Origin of the sequence: Devosia sp. MC521, from assembly GCF_014127105.1 — a bacterium.
Taxonomy (GTDB): domain Bacteria; phylum Pseudomonadota; class Alphaproteobacteria; order Rhizobiales; family Devosiaceae; genus Devosia.
The window spans coordinates 477,527-493,532 of sequence record NZ_CP059902.1 but is presented as its reverse complement, the minus strand read 5'-3'; the positions used below and the strand labels follow the sequence as shown (position 1 = coordinate 493,532).

General features: G+C 57.3%; 18 protein-coding genes. 6 read left to right on the top strand and 12 right to left on the bottom strand.

What is annotated here, in order from left to right:
- Positions 1–36: 36 nt before the first annotated feature.
- From thrC to coxB, 8 genes are all read right to left on the bottom strand, one after another.
- Positions 37–1,431 (bottom strand): threonine synthase, encoded by a 1,395-nt coding sequence (thrC, locus tag H4N61_RS02380; RefSeq protein WP_169195868.1) that lies wholly within the window; start codon positions 1,429–1,431, stop codon positions 37–39.
- 78 nt (positions 1,432–1,509) lie between these two features.
- On the bottom strand, positions 1,510–2,289 hold the full coding sequence (locus H4N61_RS02375) for an SURF1 family protein (RefSeq protein ID WP_169195867.1): 780 nt from the start codon (positions 2,287–2,289) through the stop codon (positions 1,510–1,512).
- Positions 2,290–2,352: 63 nt separating this feature from the next.
- Positions 2,353–3,189, bottom strand: coding sequence for a cytochrome c oxidase subunit 3 (locus H4N61_RS02370; RefSeq protein WP_169195866.1), 837 nt, complete (start codon positions 3,187–3,189; stop codon positions 2,353–2,355).
- Between the two features lie 2 nt (positions 3,190–3,191).
- Positions 3,192–3,755, bottom strand: a complete 564-nt coding sequence (locus tag H4N61_RS02365; RefSeq protein ID WP_169195865.1) for a cytochrome c oxidase assembly protein — start codon at positions 3,753–3,755, stop codon at positions 3,192–3,194.
- Complete coding sequence (locus H4N61_RS02360) at positions 3,755–3,940, bottom strand: hypothetical protein (RefSeq protein ID WP_169195864.1); 186 nt, start codon at positions 3,938–3,940, stop codon at positions 3,755–3,757. The genes H4N61_RS02365 and H4N61_RS02360 overlap by 1 nt, the downstream gene beginning before the upstream one ends.
- Positions 3,941–3,942: 2 nt before the next feature.
- Entirely contained in the window at positions 3,943–4,836 is an 894-nt protein-coding gene (locus H4N61_RS02355) for a heme o synthase (RefSeq protein ID WP_169195932.1), read from the bottom strand.
- 101 nt (positions 4,837–4,937) lie between these two features.
- Positions 4,938–6,632, bottom strand: a complete 1,695-nt coding sequence (gene ctaD / locus H4N61_RS02350; protein ID WP_169195863.1) for a cytochrome c oxidase subunit I — start codon at positions 6,630–6,632, stop codon at positions 4,938–4,940.
- A gap of 23 nt (positions 6,633–6,655) precedes the next feature.
- The gene (coxB, locus tag H4N61_RS02345; protein WP_248306027.1) at positions 6,656–7,513 is read right to left on the bottom strand and encodes a cytochrome c oxidase subunit II; all 858 of its coding nucleotides are present in this window, start codon (positions 7,511–7,513) and stop codon (positions 6,656–6,658) included.
- A gap of 426 nt (positions 7,514–7,939) precedes the next feature.
- Here coxB and H4N61_RS02340 point away from each other — a divergent pair, with 426 nt between their 5' ends.
- Complete coding sequence (locus tag H4N61_RS02340; RefSeq protein ID WP_182395898.1) at positions 7,940–8,392, top strand: invasion associated locus B family protein; 453 nt, start codon at positions 7,940–7,942, stop codon at positions 8,390–8,392.
- Between the two features lie 212 nt (positions 8,393–8,604).
- Here H4N61_RS02340 and H4N61_RS02335 read toward each other — a convergent pair whose 3' ends face one another.
- Positions 8,605–8,868 carry a DUF1127 domain-containing protein gene (locus tag H4N61_RS02335; RefSeq protein ID WP_182394832.1) on the bottom strand — a complete coding sequence of 88 codons (264 nt, stop codon included), beginning with the start codon at positions 8,866–8,868 and terminating at the stop codon, positions 8,605–8,607.
- A 151-nt stretch (positions 8,869–9,019) separates the two neighbouring features.
- On the opposite strand from H4N61_RS02335, the gene H4N61_RS02330 reads away from it, so the two are divergent.
- Genes H4N61_RS02330 through H4N61_RS02315 form a run of 4 tightly spaced genes read left to right on the top strand, consistent with a single transcriptional unit; the run spans position 9,020 to position 12,985 of the window.
- Positions 9,020–9,907, top strand: a complete 888-nt coding sequence (locus H4N61_RS02330; protein WP_169195860.1) for a LysR family transcriptional regulator — start codon at positions 9,020–9,022, stop codon at positions 9,905–9,907.
- A 39-nt stretch (positions 9,908–9,946) separates the two neighbouring features.
- A complete protein-coding gene (xseA, locus tag H4N61_RS02325; protein ID WP_169195859.1) occupies positions 9,947–11,560 on the top strand; it encodes an exodeoxyribonuclease VII large subunit in 1,614 nt (537 codons plus the stop codon).
- A 47-nt stretch (positions 11,561–11,607) separates the two neighbouring features.
- Positions 11,608–11,829, top strand: a complete 222-nt coding sequence (locus H4N61_RS02320) for a DUF2093 domain-containing protein (protein ID WP_169195858.1) — start codon at positions 11,608–11,610, stop codon at positions 11,827–11,829.
- Complete coding sequence (locus tag H4N61_RS02315) at positions 11,780–12,985, top strand: hypothetical protein (protein ID WP_182394831.1); 1,206 nt, start codon at positions 11,780–11,782, stop codon at positions 12,983–12,985. The genes H4N61_RS02320 and H4N61_RS02315 overlap by 50 nt, the downstream gene beginning before the upstream one ends.
- A gap of 3 nt (positions 12,986–12,988) precedes the next feature.
- Here the strand turns inward: H4N61_RS02315 and H4N61_RS02310 are convergent, their stop codons facing one another.
- Both H4N61_RS02310 and H4N61_RS02305 read right to left on the bottom strand, forming a co-directional pair.
- Complete coding sequence (locus H4N61_RS02310) at positions 12,989–13,228, bottom strand: DUF4170 domain-containing protein (RefSeq protein ID WP_169195856.1); 240 nt, start codon at positions 13,226–13,228, stop codon at positions 12,989–12,991.
- A 12-nt stretch (positions 13,229–13,240) separates the two neighbouring features.
- Positions 13,241–14,080 (bottom strand): 3'(2'),5'-bisphosphate nucleotidase CysQ, encoded by an 840-nt coding sequence (locus tag H4N61_RS02305; protein ID WP_169195855.1) that lies wholly within the window; start codon positions 14,078–14,080, stop codon positions 13,241–13,243.
- 255 nt (positions 14,081–14,335) lie between these two features.
- Between H4N61_RS02305 and H4N61_RS02300 the strand changes: the two genes are divergently transcribed.
- Entirely contained in the window at positions 14,336–14,848 is a 513-nt protein-coding gene (locus H4N61_RS02300) for a DUF6101 family protein (protein WP_169195854.1), read from the top strand.
- A gap of 169 nt (positions 14,849–15,017) precedes the next feature.
- Here H4N61_RS02300 and ubiA read toward each other — a convergent pair whose 3' ends face one another.
- Positions 15,018–15,944 carry a 4-hydroxybenzoate octaprenyltransferase gene (gene ubiA / locus H4N61_RS02295; protein WP_169195853.1) on the bottom strand — a complete coding sequence of 309 codons (927 nt, stop codon included), beginning with the start codon at positions 15,942–15,944 and terminating at the stop codon, positions 15,018–15,020.
- Positions 15,945–16,006: the final 62 nt, after the last annotated feature.

The window sequence follows — 16,006 nt, the reverse complement described above, 5'->3', positions numbered from 1 at the left end:
TCCTCCTGAGCCTTCAGCCGAAGCTGCAGCCCCTTGTTAGTTCGCGCGGCTACGAGCGCCGATAAAATCTTCGATCAATTGTTGATCATTCGCAAGGACAGTTAGCCGTTCTTCACGATCGTAAAGATCCGCCAACCACGATGGAAGCGGAGGATTGATGCCGGATGCGGCTTCAACTGCTGCCGGGAACTTGGCCGGGTGCGCAGTCGAGAGCGAAATCATCGGCACTTCAGACTTTGGCTGAGCCTGTGCCACGCCAACGGCGACCGCCGTGTGAGGGTCGAGAAGATAAGCACTCTGGGCTTGCGTGTCCGCGATAACCTTGCTGGTTTCCGCTTCGCCGGTGGTCCCGGCTGCAAAGTCCTTGCGGATGGCCGCAATGGCATTTGCTGGAAGATCGAACCCGCCAGACTGCTTCAACCCAGCCATCATGCGCGATACGCCTTCAGCATCACGTCCGGCGCTTTCAAACAGCAAACGTTCAAAGTTCGAGGAAATCTGAATATCCATCGATGGCGAGATGGTCGGCGCGACGCCGTTCATCTCATAGCGACCGGTATCGAGGGTACGACGCAGGATGTCGTTGGCATTGGTGGCGATGATCAGTTTTTCGACCGGCAGGCCCATCTGCTTGGCGCAGTAGCCTGCAAAGACGTCGCCGAAATTACCGGTCGGGACCGTGAAACTCACCTTGCGATGCGGCGCGCCAATCGCGACAGCCGAGGTGAAGTAATAGACGATCTGCGCAACAATGCGGCCCCAATTGATCGAGTTGACGCCCGACAGGCGCACGCGATCGCGGAAAGCATGGTTGTTGAACATGGCTTTGACGGCGTCCTGACAATCGTCAAAGGTGCCTTCAAGCGCGATATTGTGAACGTTGGAATCGAGCACGGTCGTCATCTGACGACGCTGAACTTCCGACGTACGCCCCTTGGGGTGCAGGATGAAGATGTCAGTGGTGTCGCGGCCACGGAAGGCTTCAATAGCCGCTGACCCCGTGTCGCCTGAAGTGGCGCCGACAATGGTTGCCCGCAGGCCGCGTTCGGCCAGGATATGATCCATGATGCGGCTGAGGAACTGCATCGCCACATCCTTGAAGGCCAAGGTCGGGCCGTGGAACAGCTCGAGGACGAAGTGGCCGGGCTCAAGTTCTACGAGCGGCGCCACCGAAGGATGGCGGAAAGTGGCGTAAGCTTCCTCGATGATGCGCTTTAGGGTCTCGGCTGGGATTTCATCGCTAGTGAAGCGAGAGATCACTGCATAAGCGACCTCCGCATAAGGCTTACCAGCAAAGCTCGCAATTTCCGCATGAGTGAACTGCGGCCAAGTTTGCGGCACATAAAGACCACCGTCCGAAGCAAGACCTGCGAGAACGGCATCGGAGAAACCAAGCGCAGGCGCCTGGCCGCGCGTAGAAACAAACTGCATCGAGGGAAAGCGCCCTTTTAGAATTGCTGCAACCTAGTCAAAGCCGACGAGAGCTGCAAGCTTTCGCCACAGTCAAAGTCAGACTTCTCTTCGCGCCTGTCGCCAGAGCCAATAGCCCAGCATTAGAACAGCGATGATGGCGAAACCATACCAAGTCATGGAATAGCCAAGGTGATTATTGGTGAAGGTGACTTTCGTCTCGCCTGCCTGTGGGAGAACGCCGGGTTCACCCGCCAGCATATCAACGTAAAACGGCGCCAGTGGAGCCAAGGCAGGATCAACCATTGTCCCCATGCGGGCGATGTTGCGAACCCATTCGACCCGGTCTGAGGTATTGGGTTCTGGGGTCATCCAGCCAAGCTGTTCATCCTGACGCCAGAGGCCAACAATCGTGATCGTTTCCGGATCATCGCCGTGCAGGTCGCCAAGCGCTGCCTGTTCCTGAAATTCTTGTGGAACGTAGCCACGGTTGACGAACACCGTGCCACCATCGACCAACTCAAACGGGGTGACCACCCAATAGCCGGGCCCCTTGTAGGGACCACGCGGATCGGTGAGGCTGGTGAAGACAGTTATGGTCTGCGTGTAGCGGAATGTGCCGGTTAGGCTGACCGGGGTAAAATTCCAGTCATCGGGCTCAAGCTGCTGCCACTGGTCGACGCTCGGTACGGGGACTGGCTCCGCATCCAAACGCTGATCGACAGCTGCGATCAACGCCTCCTTCTCAGCCAAGCGGTCCATCTGCCAGCCGCCCAAGAACACGCATGTGCCCGCGAGGGCCAGCATGATCGCGGCGAACAAATAGTCGGTCAACTTCAAACCGCGGCGCTTTGGCAAAACAGCTGAGGGCGATGGCATCGTCAATCTCCAACAAAAAAGGGCGCAGCAATGCCGCGCCCCTATTCATGTCTAAGCCGAGGCTTAGTGGCTCAGGGCAACGCCCCATGCACCCCAGATATAGATGGTGGCGAAGAGGAACAGCCAAACAACGTCCACGAAGTGCCAGTACCAAGCAGCGAACTCGAAGCCGAGGTGACGCTGTGGGGTGAAATGGCCCTTCATTGCGCGAAGCAGGCAAACGGCCAGGAACACCGTACCGACGATCACGTGGAAACCATGCAGACCGGTCGCAGCCACGAAGGTCGAACCGTACATGTTGCCAGTGAACGAGAAGCCAGCGTGGCTGTATTCAAGGTACTGAACGTAAGTGAAGACAACGCCGAGAGCGACGGTGAGTGCAAGACCCCACTTGAGACCCTTGCGATCACCTTCGAGCAGCGCATGGTGTGCCCAGGTCACGGTGGTGCCCGAGGTCAGCAGCAGGAGGGTGTTAAAGAGTGGCAGGTGGAACGGATCGAAAAGTTCGATGCCGGTTGGTGGCCAATGACCGCCGGTTGCCGCGACACGAGCGTACTGTTCAATATCATCGTAACGGAAGAAACCGTCGAAATATGCCCAGAAGACACCGGCGAAAACCATGACTTCCGAAGCAATGAACAGGATCATGCCATAGCGGTGGTGCATAACCACGACTGGGGTATGATCAACGCCGTTCTCGGCTTCCTTAACAACGTCGCTCCACCATGCGTACATGGTGTAGAGCACACCGGCGGTGCCGATGGCGAAGACCCATGGGGTCCAATTCTGCATCCAGAAGATCGCGCCTACCGCCATAATGAAGATTGCGGCGGACATGACGAACGGCCAGGGACTGGGTTCGACCATGTGATATTCATGGTTCTTTTCTATGGCGGCCATGTTCAGCTTCCCTCACTGTCTGAAGCGTAGAAGGTATACGAGAGTGTGATCTCTTTTATCGTGGCGAGTTCGTGGTTCTCGTCCAGATCGGGATCAACGAAAAATACGATGGGCATTTCCACGGTTTCGCCCGGCTGCAGTGTCTGCTCATTGAAGCAGAAGCACTGGATCTTATTGAAATAGATACCAGCTTTATCCGGAGCCACATTGAACACAGCCATGCCGGTCGTAGGCTTATCGGAATTGTTGGTCGCTATGTAATTCACAGTACGAACCTGACCGATCTGGTCGGTCGAGATCGGCGCAGCTTTCACGGTCCATGGCAGAGCACGATCAACATTAACGTCGAAGCGCGTGCTCATGGCGCGGTCGATAACACCCTTGGGGTTACCGTCGGCATTTTGTGTCGTGCCACCATAACCAGTGACCTGGCAGAACAGCTGGTAAAGCGGAACAGAAGCAAAAGCCAGACCCACCATGCCGATAGCAAGCGACGCAAGAACAATACCTGTGCGCTTATTCTTCGGATTCTGGGGAGCGTGACTTAGACCTGCAACGTCAGCCATTACAGCGCCCGATCAAAGATTGCAGGACCAAACTTGACGATGGTCAGCACGTAGAAGGTGATGCAGAACATGGCCAAGGCCAGCGCCAGCGCCCAAGAGCGACGGGCCCGCTGCTTGCGGAATGCGAGCATCTGTTCTTCGGTCAAATCGTTTGGCGCAAGCTTTGCGCCTACTAATTTGCTCATGGTTATAGGACTCCCATGCGCAGAGCAAAATTATCGACGAGCAGGGCCAAAAAGAGGATGGCCAGATAGCTCAACGAATAGGTGAAGAGACCACGGGCACGTTTGCGCATTTCAACGCTTTCGTTTGCCAGCAGCAGACGGGTGGCGTGCCAAACAAAGCCAACAGCCACAACAGACGCAACCACACCGTAAATCCAGCTCGAGAACCCGAGAAGGATTGGCGCAACGCTCGAGAGCGCCAGTAGCAGCGAATAGACGAAAATCTGAACGCGGGTGGATTTTTCACCAGCAACGTTTGGCATCATAGGAACGCCAGCCGCGCCGTAGTCACCCTGCTTGTAGAGCGCCAGCGCCCAGAAATGCGGAGGGGTCCACAGGAAGATGATGAGGAACAGCGAGAAGCTGACCCAAGAGACGTCACCGGTCACGGCAGCCCAGCCAACCATTGGTGGGAAGGCACCAGCGGCGCCGCCAATAACGATGTTCTGCGGCGTCGTGCGCTTGAGCCACATCGTGTAGACGACGACATAAAAGAAAATGGTGAAGGCGAGGAAGGCTCCAGCGAACCAATTGGTCGCGAGCGTCAGCAACATCACCGAGAAAACGGACAACACCACACCGAAGGTCAGCGCATCATTGCGCTGCATACGGCCGGCTGGAATAGGACGATTAACGGTACGGCTCATGATGGCGTCGATATCGCTATCGTACCACATGTTAAGCGCACCAGAGGCACCTGCGCCAATGGCGATACAGGCAATGGCGATCAGCCCAACAACGGGATGGATCGAGCCTGGAGCAACCAGCATGCCCACCAGACCAACGAATACGACGAGCGACATCACGCGCGGCTTCAGCAGCGAGATATAGTCCTCTACGCGTGCTCCGCCCGCCATCACGGTCGAATTTGTATTGTTGTCGATATAGGCCACTGGACTTTCCTTTAGAGCGGACCGCGTCGTAACGCGGCCCGCAGAGTTCTAATTATGCCGAACGCTTAGTGAGCGTCTTTGCTGTCAATGCGTGGCAGGGTCGAGAACTGGTGGAACGGCGGTGGGGAGGACAGGGTCCATTCCAGGGTCGTTGCACCATCACCCCACGGATTATCACCAGCTGGGCGCTTCTTACGGGCAGCTTCCCACATTGCGTAGAAGAAGATGACCATAGCGACGAAGGTGATGTAGTAGCCGATCGAGGAGACACGGTTCCACAGAGCATAAGCATCCGGATAGTCGACATAACGACGCGGCATGCCAGCAAGGCCGAGGAAGTGCTGCGGGAAGAAGATCAGGTTCACACCAACGAACATCACCCAGAAGTGCAGCTTGCCAAGGAACTCGGAGTACATGTGGCCGAACATCTTGGGGTACCAGTAGTACCAGCCAGCGAAGATCGAGAACACAGCACCCAGCGACAGCACGTAGTGGAAGTGAGCAACCACATAGTAGGTGTCGTGCAGAGCACGGTCAGCAGCAGCGTTCGACAGCACCACGCCGGTTACACCACCAACGGTGAACAGGAAGATGAAGCCGATTGCCCAGAGCATTGGGGTACGGAAGGTGATCGAGCCACCCCACATTGTCGCGATCCACGAGAAGATCTTAACACCCGTTGGAACCGCAATAACCATGGTTGCTGCAACGAAGTAACGCTGTACGTCGAGGCTGAGACCCGTGGTGTACATGTGGTGAGCCCACACAACGAAACCAACGAAGCCGATAGCAACCATAGCGTAAGCCATTGCCATGTAGCCAAAGACTGGCTTGCGGCTGAAGGTTGCAACGATGTGGCTGATGATGCCGAAGCCCGGCAGGATCATGATGTAAACTTCAGGGTGACCGAAGAACCAGAACAGGTGCTGGTACAGGACCGGATCACCACCGCCTTCAGGCGAGAAGAACGAGGTGCCGAAGTTACGATCGGTAAGCATCATGGTGATCGCGCCAGCAAGAACTGGAAGCGCGAGCAGCAGCAGGAACGCAGTCACGAGAACCGACCAAGCGAACAGTGGCATCTTGTGCAGGGTCATGCCCGGTGCACGCATGTTCAGGATGGTGGTGATCAGGTTGATCGCGCCAAGGATCGAGGAGATACCAGCAACGTGCAGTGAGAAGATCACGAAGTCAGTTGCAGGACCTGGGTGACCCGAGGTTGCCAGTGGTGGGTAAGCCGTCCAACCGCCACCGAAGCCCATTGCGCCCGATGGACCTTCGAAGAACATCGAAAGAACAGTGAGCAGCAGCGCTGGAGGCAGGAGCCAGAAAGCGATGTTGTTGATACGCGGGAACGCGGTATCCGGCGCACCGATCATCAGCGGAGCGAAATAGTTGGCAAAGCCACCCATGGTCGCAGGCATAACGGTGAAGAACACCATGATCAGAGCGTGCGCGGAAACGAACACGTTGAACATGTGCTTACCAGCATCAAGGGCAGCATCGCCATCAACGCCGTAGGCCATTGCAGCCATGCCGTGGAAGATCTGAATGCCAGGCTCTTGCAGTTCGACGCGCATTGCGCCCGAAAGCAGGCCACCGACAACACCAGCAAAGATCGAGAAGATCAAATACATGATCCCGATGTCTTTGTGGTTCGTCGAGTAGACCCAACGGCGCCAGCCGGTCGGGGTGTGATGGTCATGCGAGGCATGATCATGCCCGGTCGCATTGGCCTCGAGGTGAGCAGTATTTGCCATGTGTGTTTCCTCTGACCCCTAAATTACAGTGCCGGCAGAAGTGCTACAGAAGCACCGTAGTCACGGCTTTCGGCGAATGCCTTAATGAAGGTGTCGAATTGTTCTGCGGTCACAACGCGCACGCCGATTGGCATGTAAGCATGATCCTTACCGCACAGTTCGCGGCACTGACCATAGAACATACCAGTTTCACGAGCATTGAACCAAGTTTCGTTCAGGCGACCCGGAACAGCATCCATAAGAACGCCGAAGGACGGAACTGCCCAAGCATGGATCACACCCGATGGGCTTGCAGTGACCTGCAGACGAACGGTTGCACCAACTGGAACGATCAGGTTGTTATCAACAGCAAGCAGCCGTGGTTGACCATCCTGAAGGTCGGCATCGCGAACCATGTTCGAGTCAAAGCCAACGCCCTGATCGACATATTCGTAATTCCAGTACCACTGCTCACCCGAAACCTTGACGGTCAGCGACGCAGCTGGAACTTCGACTTCACCCATGGAGAAGACGTTCGCACCAAGATACTTACGGTCGCCATCTGGCGTGGTCATCTGATCAGAGAGAACGCCGAAGGACGGGATCGCAATGATCACGAGAATCAAGACCGGTAGAACGGTCCAAACGATTTCGATGAGCGTGTTGTGCGTGAAGCGCGCAGGAACCGGATTTGACTTTGCGTTGAAACGCAGAGCCACGATTATCAAAAGCGCAAGCACGAAGAGAACGATCAGCGTGATCGTCCACATCAGCACACCATCGTGGAATGCTGTGATTGAGTCCATGATCGGAGTCACGGAACCCTGGAGATTAAACTGGCCTGGGGCGGGCTGCCCCGTGCCGAGCTCCTGGGCACCCGACACCGCTGGCAGAAGTGCCATTGCGGCCGCGGAAACGGCACCCATCTTTTTAAAGAACTGCCCGGTCACCATATACCCCCTTGTCGACATGTTCTGGCGGCTATCACCGAGAATGAGGGGGTTTGAATAGCGGCATAGCTAACGCCGCCCCGACTCAACCTCGGAGCGAAATACTCTGGAAAGACCGTAAATCATATAGCCGCACGAGAGTCTATTGCGGCCACACTCAACTCTCGTGCGGCAAAAGGTGCCGACAGGACACCCTTTCGCCTCATACTCGCCTTGTTTGACCGTAAAAAAGAGCCGGAATACGGGGCTTTGGTTGACACCGCCGAGGCTTTTTCGGCAACTGTGCACGTTGGGAAATCAATCCCGATTCTCAGGAGAGGTAATAGAGTGTTGATCTGGGCAAAACGGATTGGTCTCCTGAGCGCGGCTCTCGCCGCCATGAGCGTTTCACCAGCGCTGTCGCAAGGCACCATTCGTGCCGAACATGGCGACTGGCAGCTGAGCTGTGACACCCCACCAGGGGCGACCGCTGAACAATGTGCCATCATTCAGAATGTCTTGGCTGAAGATCAGCCCAACGTTGGCCTGTCGGTTATCGTCTTAAAGACTGCTGACGGAGAAGCCCGTTTGCTGCGCGTTCTGGCGCCTCTCGGCGTGCTCCTGCCGAATGGTCTGGGCCTTAACGTTGACGGCACGGACATGGGCCGCGTCGCATTCGTGCGCTGCTTGCCGAACGGCTGCATCGCTGAAGTTGAGCTGGACGACGAATTGATCTCGACGCTGTCAGAAGGCAGCGAAGCAATTTTCGTCGTGTTCAAAACCCCTGAAGAAGGCGTGGGCATTCCGGTGTCCTTGGCCGGCTTTAAGGACGGGTTTGCAGCTCTTCCCTAAGAGACTGATTTAAAACTGTGAATTGAGCGCGTTGCAGACCTCTGCAGCGCGCTTTTTGTATTCCCGGACAAAAAAATGCCGGGTCCTCGAAAGGATACCCGGCAAGTTGTCAGGAAACGGGACTGGAGGACCAGTCCTTTCGTAGGCCGGGATGAGGCAATCACCCAGACCAACGCCGTGAGCAGATCCAAGGACCTGCTAATCTCGTTTGGCTACAGCTGCGCGCTACGGGCGCGGGCAGCGTTCAACACCATTGCTGGCGTGCGCGCACCGGTTGCCTGATGCGCATCAGTAATATCTGACCTGCTGATCCCTAGATCACGCAACAGATGTGGTTCGAGCTCAGATAGCGCACGCAGGGCCACGCCGCGACGGCGATTGGCTGCGGCATTTTTGATCCAGCGCACGAGAATGCGGACGGGATTGTATGACGAGCCAGCCGTGACTGACTGCTCGCCGGGGAGCGAGAGAGCCATCTAAAGTCTCCAATTGCGAAAGGATGCCGCCGGTCGGGAGGTAGCGGCCGTCGCTGAAATGCGCCGATGTGATGGAGATAGAAGCTAGACAGCCATTCGTCCAACAAATAGATTTCATTTTTGTGATCAATATTTGTGATGGAAAGCAATCATGGCTTCCCCGCTCGACCTCGATCAGCTGCAAAGCTTCTGTGCCATTGCCGATTGCGGAAGTTTCACCGAGGCGGCGCGCCGGGTGAACAAGACACAATCTGCAGTATCCATGCAGATTAAGCGGCTCGAAGAGCGCCTCGGCCACCCGCTGCTCACGCGCGACGGCCGCACCGTCACAATGACCCATCACGGGGAAATTCTCTATGAGCGGGCGCGCAAAATGCTGCGCACCAATGCTGAAATCCTTGATCAATTCAACGATGCGGACCTTGCAGGTTCTATCCGCTTCGGCGTGCCGGACGATTATGCGGTGCGCCTGCTGCCGGTAATTCTCTCAAGTTTTCAGCGCACCCACCCCAAGATCGCGGTTGATGTGGCCTGCATGGCCTCAGAAGAGCTGATCGCCGGCCTTAAGGCCGGGCGCTATGACCTTATTGTGTTCACCCAAGGCACCCAGCAGAACTTTGGCGAGCTGTTCCGCACCGAGAAAATGTTCTGGGTGGCGAGCCACGGCGGCCGCGCCATGGCCAGTGAACCCATCGCAATCGCCTCCGGGCCATCGTTTTGCCGGTGGCGCAAGGACGCCTTGGCGGCGCTCGATCGATCGAACATCGATTATCGCATCGCCTATACCTCGTCCAACGCCACAGCGATCAGCTCGGCGGTTCTTTCCGATCTGGCCATCGGCTTTCTGCCGGAAAGCGCTTTGCAGCCGGGTATGCGGGTAGTTGGCGAGGCGCAGGGCCTCCCGCACCTTGGCGATGCGCAGATCGCCCTGCTGCGGGCCTCCCACGCTTATGGCGGCATCTATGACGCCCTAGCCAAACATATTGTACAATCCATGGGCAATCTTGATCAGCCACAAAGCTTGGACGCCGCCGAGTAGCGGCTTGACGATCCGCACTCTTTTATCGCACCAGAGGACATGTCTCAGGTTCTGACCAATGCATCCGAGTTTACCGTCACCGAGATCGCCCACGCGGTAAAGCGGTCGGTCGAGGACGAGTTCGGTCATGTCCGCGTGCGCGGTGAAATCTCCGGCTTCCGGGGCCAACATTCCTCGGGTCACGCCTATTTCACCCTTAAGGATGAAGGCGCGACGATTGACGCTGTGATCTGGAAGGGGAGCTTTTCCAAGCTCAGCTTCAAGCCACAAGAAGGGCTTGAGATTATCGCGACGGGTCGCCTGACGACCTTCCCGCGTTCTTCTAAGTATCAGATCGTTATCGAGAATATCGAACCGGCTGGTGCTGGCGCGCTGATGGCGCTCTTGGAAGAACGCCGCAAAAAGCTTTTGGCAGAAGGGCTGTTCGCGCGCGAGCGCAAGCGCCCCCTGCCCTATCTGCCGCGCGTTATCGGTGTGATCACATCACCGACCGGCGCGGTGATCCGCGATATTTTGCACCGCCTCGATGACCGCTTCCCCAGCCATGTGCTGGTGTGGCCCGTGCGCGTTCAGGGGGAAACCAGCGCGCCAGAAGTTGTCAATGCGATTGAAGGGTTTAACGCCCTCGAACCGGGCGGCGCTATCCCAAGGCCAGATCTGCTCATCGTCGCCCGCGGGGGCGGCTCGATTGAAGATCTTTGGGGCTTTAACGAAGAAGCGGTTGTGCGCGCGGTCGCGGGCTCCGACATTCCCGTTATTACCGCTGTCGGCCACGAGACCGATACGACACTTGTCGACTATGCCTCGGACATGCGGGCGCCCACGCCAACGGCTGCAGCGGAAGCCGCTGTGCCGGTTCGGGCCGAACTGATTGCCTATGTTGATGACCACGGCGGGCGTCAGCGGCAGGCCGCGCGGCGCATGTTGCTCTCGCTCAAGGATCGCCTCCGCGCCGCCTCGGCGGGGCTGCCCCGCGCCAGCGATTTGATTTCAAACCAGCGACAGTCTCTGGATCTGGCATCGAGCCAACTCTCTGGTGCGCTTCGACATTTCGTGCAGTCGCGCCGCATGGCCTTTGGCACAGCGTCGGGGGCATTGCAGCCGCGCATTATTCGCCAACGCCATAGCGAACTGAGCGATCGCCTCAAAAACCTTGGCCGCCACGCTGAAGGCGGACTGATGAAATCGGTTGAGCGCGCACGCCTCACCTATGATCCGCGCGCCCGGCGTTTGCCGGACGCAGCGCGAACCGCATTTGAGCGCAAACACACAGCACTCGCACGGGTTTTGCCACGCCTATCGCCACAGCCGTTGCGGGCCGATTTACGTCAGGCCCAGAGTCTTTTGGCGCCACTGGAAAAGCGCCTCGACATAACCGCCGCACAACTGACCCAAGGGCGCCGCCAGCAGGTCGATCAGCTGACCAAGCTGCTGGAAACATTGAGCTATCGGAATGTTTTGGCGCGTGGCTATGCCTTGGTGCAAGATGAGGCCGGGCAGATTGTGACCAGCAAAACTGGGGCTAAACCTGGGGATAGTCTCAAGCTCACTTTCGTTGATGGCGATTTGAACGCTACGGTTTCCGGCGCGCCACCAGCGAAACGCAAACCATCGCGTAATCCTGATGGGGGCGGGCAGGAAAGCCTCTTTTGAGGCTCCGGTGAATTGGCTATAGGACAGCACACGGCTAGGAGGTCGATATGAACATCTTCGAAAAAGGCTTCACGCCGAGCGAAGCGACCCTGCTTTATGGTGATGGCGACTATAAGCTTATTAAGTCAGGCACTTTCGTGCGCTGCGCCATAACCGGCAAGACCATTCCGCTCGACGAATTGCACTATTGGAGCGTTGATCGGCAGGAAGCTTACGCCGATGCTGCAGCGGCCACTGAGGCGTTTGAACGTTTCGGCCGAGGCAATTGAGTTGAGCGAGGCAGCGACGCGTCAGCGCTTCCTCATCATCTCAAACGGGCATGGCGAAGACGCTATTGCCGCGCAGGTGATTTCCCAGTTTCCCTCCTCGATTGAGGCGGATGCTTATCCTATGATTGGCAGCGGCAAGGCTTATGACGGCATCTGCCGCGTCGTTGGCCCACGCGCGTCGCTGGCCTCTGAAGGCTGGCGCAATGTGAAGGGCTCACTGCGCCGCGATATCGTCAACGGCGGTCTGCTCACCGTTCCACCAGCATTGAAATTCCTGCGAAAAATGCGCGGGAACTATGATCGCGTCATCGTGGTCGGAGACATGGTGGGCGTGCTGGCTGGCCTCGTGACCGGCTATCGCGACTTGGTCTATATCGACGTTTATAAAACGGGCGCGGCGCGGCTCTATTCGGGCCTTGAACGCAAGGCCATTGCCAAGGCGTGTAGCCTCGTGTTCTGCCGCGCCGAAAACCTTTCTGCGATGTTGCGCGAGGATGGCGTTAATGCCTCCGCTCCCGGCAATCTGATGATGGATACCATTCCGCACGGATCCTATGACGCGGCATCGCGTCGACGCAGCGCTTTGGCGGTGACCCTGCTGCCCGGCAGCCGCGCCCTCACCGCTGAAAGTTTCGCGCTGCAAATCAACGGCTTGCGGCAGGTTGTGCCGGAGCTGATGCCGGATATTTTCCTCGCTGTTGCCGGTAGTGTGCAGATTGACGAACTGGCAAAAGCGGCCGGTCTGCAACGCTCGCATCACTTAAGCTCGGAACCCGATGACCTCGGGCAACTGACCGATGGTGACATCACCGTGCATATGGCGCGTGGCCGGGCGATGGGCAATCTCTTGGCCACGTCGGACTTTGTTCTGAGCCAGGCCGGGACTGCCACGATCCAATCGCTGGGCCTAGGCAAGCCTGCGATTACCTTTATCAATCAAAGGGATCGGCGTTCACGCTTTGAAGATGAGCAAAAGCTTTTCGGCGATGCCCGTCTTGTGGTGGACGCAGATGTCGACCAACTCGGCTCGGCCATTATCCGGCTGATCGGCAACCCAGAGTTGCGGATGCGTCTCGGGGCCATTGGCCAAAACAATATTGGCGGCCAAGGAGCCCTGACGGCCATATTAAATTCACTTGGAGTTTCAAAGACTTAGTTCTTACTGACCAGTTTGCTCTGGGTTGAGCAGGCGGTGCAGGTGAACAATGAAGTAGCGCGTCTGCGCGCTATCAACGGTCATCTGTGCCTTCTGCTTCCAAACCGCATAGGCAGCGGCGTAATTGGGATAAACGCCAACAATATCCACCTTATCGAGATCGGTGAAGGTCACGCCCTCAAGGCTCGATAGTTCGCCACCAATAACGAGGTGGAGGAGTTGCTGATCCGGTGTAGCAGCCATTCTATTCTCGATTCAGGTTGGTTGTTGGTCAGTTTCGCAACCCTGCGGTTCTGGACAACCATAAACCTTGATCAGGGCAGCGTGGATAACTGGTTTTAGGCTGATGTCCGAGAGGGCCGCAAGAGCCCCGTGACGCACATCTCGTTTGTTAAATTGGGGGTAGCCAAGGCAGACATCGGCAAAATCCATCCCCGCTTCGCTCAGGATTAGCGCGGCTGCGGCAATATCCCAATCTTGCGATCCGCGGCGCGAAACAGCGGCGTCCAGGCGACCGGTGGCGACCTGCACAAGGCGGTAAGCCAAGGATGGATAAGCAGGGCCGCGCGTGTAATCGAGGCCAGTGGCTTGAATTTCCTGATGAACTGCACCGGGCGCAGGGATCATCGGCAAAGCGCCCGCACGGCGGCTGCGCTGCAATGGGCGGGCGTTCATGCGCGCGCCACCGCCTTTAACAGCGTCATACATTTCGTCGAGCGCTGGGGCATAGACAACGCCGGCGACAGGAACGCCGTGTTCCACCACCGCAATGGAAATGGTCCAATATTCCTCGCCGCGCAGGAAAGCGCGTGTGCCATCAATGGGATCAACCACAAAGCAGCGGGCGCTATCGAGACGGCTAGGATTGTCGACGGTTTCCTCAGAGAGCCAGCCGTAGTCGGGGCGCGCCTGCAACAGGTTCGCGGCCAAGAAGCGATCGACCATTATGTCGGCTTCGCTGACTGGGGAGGAGTTCTCTTTGGTCCAAGTCTTTATATCACGACGGAAAAAGCTGGACGCAATGAGGCCCGCTGCGACCGCAGTGGAGCGGAGCAGCTCCAGATCATCACTGTAACTTCTGGAATAAGCCGGCATGGTTGCGGGGGTTTTAGGCCCGTTCCCGCCTGAGGACAAGTGCGCTCAAGGCAAGGGGGGGAAACAGTAGAGTAAACGCTCTGCCAATGGGCGCAGTTAACGGGTCATGACTCGGTGTTACGTCCTGCTAACCCTTCGGAAAAGCAAGATAAACTTAACCCAACCGATTAAGGGCCTAGGTAATCATCGGCGCTAAGTTGGGGGCATAACGGAGCACAAAAAAACAAGCTCTCGAAGTTACAGGAAGGCAGAAAAATGGTTTTTGGCGTTGCGATGGAAGGCTCCTCAGTTCAGCTCACCTTCACCCGTTCGGCACTCGCTGGGCAGCGTTTCGAAGGCGCAAACGACAACGGCCACCGCGAACCGGTGAAAACCGTTACCGTCCGCAAGCAGCTTGAACAGAGCGGCGTCGCCATTAAGGTGAAAGTGCCCGTGACTGAGTTCGTTGGTGTTGCTGTTGCCACCAAAATCTCGGACGAAGGCATGCTCACCAGCGTGATCGAACTCGTCCACGCAGACCATGAACTGAACTACAAAGTCTTTGAAGAAGAAGGCAATTTGAACGTCGTTGCCGAGTGGCAGAACTGGGGCAAGAAGCTCCGCCTGCCGCTGTTCATCAAGGCTGGCGATGGCTCTTACATGCCATACACGCAGCAGGTTGATGGCGTTATGGTCGGCCAGACCGCACCGCGCCGCCGCCTTGCCGCTGACGCAGCCCGCCGCCCGCGTTTCCTCAACCGCCGTCAGACCGGCCAGCTTGAGGCTTAAGAAGACCTCCATACCCATGCAGACCTATAGAAAAGGGTCAGTCGGTGGTGCGACTGACCCTTTCTGCATTTTGGTGGGGCCTTTTATGGGCCTCAATGGGCCTAGGCTTGGCACCTTGCCGGCACATTATGGCCTGGGGAATGGCCGCGCTTAGGCCGATAGGGGCGCGTTACCACACCCACTCGGCGAGCAGCGCCAGTGAAATAACAATGCCGACATAGTGGTTATTCTGAAACCGAACGAGCGGGTTATCGGCCTTGGTCGCGTCGAGCGTATAAAGCTGCCACGCCAAGAGCCCCGCACCGATGAGCGCGATGACGGCAAAGATCACCCCTGCCCCGGCCGTAACCGCAGCGGCGATCCAGAAAACAAAGGCGCCAACGTAGAGCGTGGCGACCGCAGGGCCGACATTAGCACCGAATAGGCGGGCCGTGGATTTAACGCCAACCAGCGCATCGTCCTCAACATCTTGCAGGGCGTAGATGGTGTCATAGCCGATGACCCAGAGAATCGTGCCCGCATACATCAGTATCGGTGCCAAAGTGAGCCCGCCGATCTGGCTCGAAAAGCCCACGAGTGCGCCATAGGAGAAGGCGAGGCCCAAAAAGGCCTGCGGCCACCAGGTGACGCGCTTCATAAAGGGATAGATGGCGACCAGAACCAGGGAGAAAACGCAGGCCCAAACGGTGAAGCGATTGAACTGGAAAAGGATAACAGCGGAGATCAAAGTCTGCGCGACGAGGAAAATCAGCGCTTGTTTGGCGGTGACCTGTCCCGAGGGAATCGGGCGCGAACGGGTGCGGGCAACCTTATCGTCGATGTCGCGATCAACAATGTCGTTAAAGGTGCAGCCCGCGCCGCGCATCAGGGCAGCACCAATCAGCATGAGAATGGCGGCGAACCAATCGAAGCCGCGCTCGGGCTGATAGACAGCGGCGAGGCCCAGACCCCAAACGCAGGGCCAGAACAAAAGCCAAATACCGATGGGGCGATCCCAACGCGCCAAGCGACCATAGGGTTTTACGGGTTCGGGCGCGTATTGATCGAGCCAATTGTTTTTCTTGGCGTCGGCAACAGTGCCAGGTGAAACAGCCATGATGACCCCTGCGAATATGGTTAGCGGAGTATTAAGGGGCTGGGCGGGTTGAGGGAAGAGGG

Excerpts from the sequence above, each read along its gene's own strand:
- thrC (WP_169195868.1), bottom strand. The coding sequence starts at position 1,431 with ATGCAGTTTGTTTCTACGCGCGGCCAGGCGCCTGCGCTTGGTTTCTCC.
- H4N61_RS02375 (WP_169195867.1), bottom strand. The coding sequence starts at position 2,289 with ATGCCATCGCCCTCAGCTGTTTTGCCAAAGCGCCGCGGTTTGAAGTTG.
- H4N61_RS02370 (WP_169195866.1), bottom strand. The coding sequence starts at position 3,189 with ATGGCCGCCATAGAAAAGAACCATGAATATCACATGGTCGAACCCAGT.
- H4N61_RS02365 (WP_169195865.1), bottom strand. The coding sequence starts at position 3,755 with ATGGCTGACGTTGCAGGTCTAAGTCACGCTCCCCAGAATCCGAAGAAT.
- H4N61_RS02360 (WP_169195864.1), bottom strand. The coding sequence starts at position 3,940 with ATGAGCAAATTAGTAGGCGCAAAGCTTGCGCCAAACGATTTGACCGAA.
- H4N61_RS02355 (WP_169195932.1), bottom strand. The coding sequence starts at position 4,836 with ATGGCGGGCGGAGCACGCGTAGAGGACTATATCTCGCTGCTGAAGCCG.
- ctaD (WP_169195863.1), bottom strand. The coding sequence starts at position 6,632 with ATGGCAAATACTGCTCACCTCGAGGCCAATGCGACCGGGCATGATCAT.
- coxB (WP_248306027.1), bottom strand. The coding sequence starts at position 7,513 with ATGGCACTTCTGCCAGCGGTGTCGGGTGCCCAGGAGCTCGGCACGGGG.
- H4N61_RS02340 (WP_182395898.1), top strand. The coding sequence starts at position 7,940 with ATGAGCGTTTCACCAGCGCTGTCGCAAGGCACCATTCGTGCCGAACAT.
- H4N61_RS02335 (WP_182394832.1), bottom strand. The coding sequence starts at position 8,868 with ATGGCTCTCTCGCTCCCCGGCGAGCAGTCAGTCACGGCTGGCTCGTCA.
- H4N61_RS02330 (WP_169195860.1), top strand. The coding sequence starts at position 9,020 with ATGGCTTCCCCGCTCGACCTCGATCAGCTGCAAAGCTTCTGTGCCATT.
- xseA (WP_169195859.1), top strand. The coding sequence starts at position 9,947 with ATGTCTCAGGTTCTGACCAATGCATCCGAGTTTACCGTCACCGAGATC.
- H4N61_RS02320 (WP_169195858.1), top strand. The coding sequence starts at position 11,608 with ATGAACATCTTCGAAAAAGGCTTCACGCCGAGCGAAGCGACCCTGCTT.
- H4N61_RS02315 (WP_182394831.1), top strand. The coding sequence starts at position 11,780 with ATGCTGCAGCGGCCACTGAGGCGTTTGAACGTTTCGGCCGAGGCAATT.
- H4N61_RS02310 (WP_169195856.1), bottom strand. The coding sequence starts at position 13,228 with ATGGCTGCTACACCGGATCAGCAACTCCTCCACCTCGTTATTGGTGGC.
- H4N61_RS02305 (WP_169195855.1), bottom strand. The coding sequence starts at position 14,080 with ATGCCGGCTTATTCCAGAAGTTACAGTGATGATCTGGAGCTGCTCCGC.
- H4N61_RS02300 (WP_169195854.1), top strand. The coding sequence starts at position 14,336 with ATGGTTTTTGGCGTTGCGATGGAAGGCTCCTCAGTTCAGCTCACCTTC.
- ubiA (WP_169195853.1), bottom strand. The coding sequence starts at position 15,944 with ATGGCTGTTTCACCTGGCACTGTTGCCGACGCCAAGAAAAACAATTGG.